This is a genomic window from Pseudohaemophilus parahaemolyticus, from assembly GCF_938021905.1.
Taxonomy (GTDB): Bacteria; Pseudomonadota; Gammaproteobacteria; order Enterobacterales; family Pasteurellaceae; genus Haemophilus_A; species Haemophilus_A parahaemolyticus_B.
The window spans coordinates 1-3,821 of record NZ_CALIFA010000001.1 but is presented as its reverse complement, the minus strand read 5'-3'; the positions used below and the strand labels follow the sequence as shown (position 1 = coordinate 3,821).

The following is a 3,821-nucleotide window of genomic DNA, read 5'->3' as shown; positions in this document are numbered from 1 at the left end:
ATGGATGGAGCTATCCTAGTTGTTGCTGCAACAGATGGACCTATGCCTCAAACTCGTGAACATATCTTACTTGCAAAACAAGTTGGTGTTCCTAAAATGGTTGTATTTTTAAACAAAATTGATATGTTTAAAGATGACGAAAGAGAAGAAATGGTAGGGCTTGTTGAAATGGATATTCGTGGCTTATTAAGCGAATATGGTTTCGATGGAGAAAATACACCTGTTATTGCAGGATCTGCTCTTAAAGCATTACAAGGTGATCCAAAATATGAAGATATTGTTCTAAAATTAATGGAAGCAGTTGACTCATATATTGATGAACCAAAACGTGAAACTGACAAACCATTTTTAATGGCTGTAGAAGATGTATTTACAATTACTGGACGTGGAACTGTTGCAACTGGTAGAGTTGAACGTGGAGTTCTACAATTAAATGATGAAGTTGAAATTGTTGGATTAAAACCAACTAAAAAGACTGTTGTTACAGGAATTGAAATGTTCCGTAAAAACTTAAAACAAGCTCAAGCTGGAGATAACGCTGGGTTATTACTACGTGGTGTTGAAAGAGATGAAGTTGAACGTGGACAAGTATTAGCTAAACCTAAAACTATTGTTCCTCATACTGAATTTGAAGCTACAGTATATGTTTTAAAGAAAGAAGAAGGTGGACGTCACACTCCATTCTTTGAACACTATAAACCACAATTCTACTTCCGTACAACTGACGTAACTGGTACTATTGAGTTACCAGAAGGCGTAGAAATGGTAATGCCAGGCGATAACATCAAAATGACAGTATCATTAATCCACCCAATCGCGATGGACGAAGGTTTACGTTTCGCGATCCGTGAAGGTGGTCGTACAGTAGGTGCGGGCGTTGTTGCTAAAATCATCAAATAATTGATGGTTTAGTCAAAGCTTCATAAGAAAAGGCGTATCGAAAGGTACGCCTTTTTGTGTTTTTATTTTCTCTCTAAGTGGTCTAAGTTCCTGACATTTTCTCTAAATTTCATAGATTTTAATCGCAAAATTCACGAAAATCAGGTAATCTACGCACATCTTTTTTATCCGTTGATTCGGTTTTCTCTGTAAAAATCAGAATGATCGGTCAATTTATTTAACCCAATGGAATTTCACTATGGATATTCGCAAAATCAAAAAATTAATCGAATTAGTAGAAGAATCAGGCATTACCGAATTAGAGGTTTCTGAAGAAGAAGGCACAGTACGTATTAGCCGTGCGGCTCCAGCTGTTGCACCAGCAGCAGTACAATATGTGGCAGCACCTCAACAAGCACCAGTTTCTGCACCTGTAGCTCTACCAACAGAGTCTGCTCCAGCTCAAGAAGCATCATCTGTTTCTTCTGAAGTTTCAGGTCACGCAGTACTTTCTCCAATGGTAGGAACTTTCTATCGCAGCCCAAGCCCAGATGCGAAACCATTTATTGAAGTAGGGCAACAAGTGAAAGTGGGTGATGCACTTTGTATTGTTGAAGCAATGAAAATGATGAACCGTATTGAATCTGATAAAGCAGGTGTTGTAAAAGCAATCCTTGTCAATGACGGTGAAGCGGTTGAATTCGACCAAAAATTAGTAATTATCGAATAATTTAATCCCTTCTCAAGAGGGGTATTTTCATTACCCAAAAGGAATAAGCAATGTTAAAAAAAGTTGTCATTGCCAACCGTGGCGAAATTGCTTTACGCGTTTTACGTGCCTGTAAAGAATTAGGTATTAAAACCGTAGCAGTTCACTCAACAGCAGACCGCGAACTTAAACACGTATTATTAGCGGATGAAACCGTCTGTATCGGTCCTGCACCTTCCGTAAAAAGTTATTTAAATATCCCTGCTATTATTGCGGCAGCAGAAGTAACGGATGCTGATGCGATCCACCCAGGTTACGGCTTCTTATCTGAAAATGCAGATTTTGCAGAACAGGTTGAAAATTCTGGTTTTATCTTTATTGGCCCAACGGCGGATGTAATTCGTTTAATGGGCGACAAAGTATCTGCAATCAATGCAATGAAAAAAGCGGGTGTGCCTTGCGTGCCAGGTTCTGATGGTCCAATCGGAAATGATCCGAAGAAAAACAAAGAAATTGCTAAACGTATTGGCTATCCAGTCATTATTAAAGCATCTGGTGGTGGCGGTGGTCGTGGTATGCGTGTGGTTTACCAAGAGAAAGATTTAGAAGAATCGATCGCAATGACCAAAGCGGAAGCGAAAGCGGCATTCAACAACGATATGGTGTATATGGAAAAATACCTTGAAAATCCGCGCCACATCGAAATCCAAGTAATGGCGGACACGCATGGCAATGCAGTTTATTTAGCAGAACGTGATTGCTCAATGCAGCGTCGCCACCAAAAAGTGGTTGAAGAAGCTCCCGCACCAGGTATTACTCCTGAATTACGTAAATTCATTGGAGAGCGTTGTGCAAATGCGTGCCGTGAGATCGGCTACCGCGGTGCAGGTACATTCGAATTTTTATTCGAAAATGGCGAATTCTATTTCATCGAAATGAATACCCGTTTACAGGTTGAACACCCAGTTACCGAGATGATTACAGGTGTAGACTTAGTAAAAGAACAACTTCGCGTTGCCGCAGGTTTACCGCTTTCTATTACACAAGATGACATCAAAGTGAAAGGTCACGCGATGGAATGCCGTATCAACGCGGAGGATCCAAATACCTTCTTACCATCACCAGGTAAAATTACACGTTTACACGTGCCAGGTGGTTTAGGTGTGCGTTGGGATTCACATATTTACTCAGGTTATGCTGTTCCTCCACACTACGATTCAATGATTGGTAAATTGATTACTTTTGCTGAAAATCGTGATATTGCCATCCGTCGTATGGAGCAAGCATTGTCTGAAACTATTATTGAAGGTATCAAAACCAATATTCCACTTCACGAAAAAATTATGGAAGATGAAAATTTCCGTAAGGGTGGAACGAATATTCACTATTTAGAGCATAAGTTAGGTCTGAAATAATTTTTAGATCATTTATGAATGAGTAAGCGGTTAAATTTTAAAGATTCTTTGTAAAAGTTCTTTAGAATTTAACCGCTTGAGTGTTTTTGAAACCCTCCTGTTTTGTTATAGCTTCTGTTACCATTTTAGATTTCTTGATGAATTTCTGATAGAATTTACAAAAGCATTTTAGCCATAATATTCATTTTATGACGTTAAAAACCCAACCACTCTTTAAGGATCAAAATGCAACCAAACGACATCACTTTTTACCAACGCTTTGAAGCCGATATTCTCGCAGGGCGTAAAACCATCACCATTCGGGATAAATCCGAAAGCCATTTTAAAGCAGGCGATATTTTGCGTGTGGGGCGGTTTGAAGATAATCAATATTTCTGCACGATCGAAGTGTTAAGTGTATCGCCGATTACTCTTGATAAACTGACGGAACAGCATGCGAAGCAGGAGAATATGGGATTGGCAGAGTTGAAAGAAGTGATTCAGGGGATTTATCCGAGTGAAATCGAATTTTTTGTTATTGAATTTAAACTTATTGATTTAGGAGAAGATATGGAAAACTCCGATGTAATAGAAAAGAAACATAATTCATTTTTAAGATTTAATAGTTTAAATAAAACTTCTTTAATTATAATTGCAATTCTAATAACAATGTTTTGTTTTATTTATAATAAATTAGATAACATTCAATCTTATATTTGGTATCAAGAGCGTAGTTTGTCAGAGATAAGTGACATAATTAATAATAGAACTAATGATAAAGATTTCCATTTGAAAGAAAAAATATCTGAGTTAGAGAATAAATTATATAAATTAAATAA

At 37.7% G+C, this 3,821-nt stretch carries 3 protein-coding genes and 1 pseudogene; all 4 read left to right on the top strand.

Annotation, left to right across the window (positions count from 1 at the left end):
• Nucleotides 1-900, top strand: a 900-nt coding sequence (tuf, locus tag QMF79_RS00020; protein WP_281772256.1) for an elongation factor Tu, incomplete at its 5' end; no start/stop codon positions are given.
• Nucleotides 901-1,138: 238 nt separating this feature from the next.
• Nucleotides 1,139-1,609, top strand: a complete 471-nt coding sequence (accB, locus tag QMF79_RS00015; RefSeq protein WP_281772255.1) for an acetyl-CoA carboxylase biotin carboxyl carrier protein — start codon at nucleotides 1,139-1,141, stop codon at nucleotides 1,607-1,609.
• 50 nt (nucleotides 1,610-1,659) lie between these two features.
• A complete protein-coding gene (accC, locus tag QMF79_RS00010) occupies nucleotides 1,660-3,003 on the top strand; it encodes an acetyl-CoA carboxylase biotin carboxylase subunit (protein WP_005707167.1) in 1,344 nt (447 codons plus the stop codon).
• A gap of 225 nt (nucleotides 3,004-3,228) precedes the next feature.
• Nucleotides 3,229-3,537: pseudogene (yqfB, locus tag QMF79_RS00005) on the top strand (N(4)-acetylcytidine aminohydrolase); the annotation flags it as partial.
• Nucleotides 3,538-3,821 lie beyond the last annotated feature (284 nt).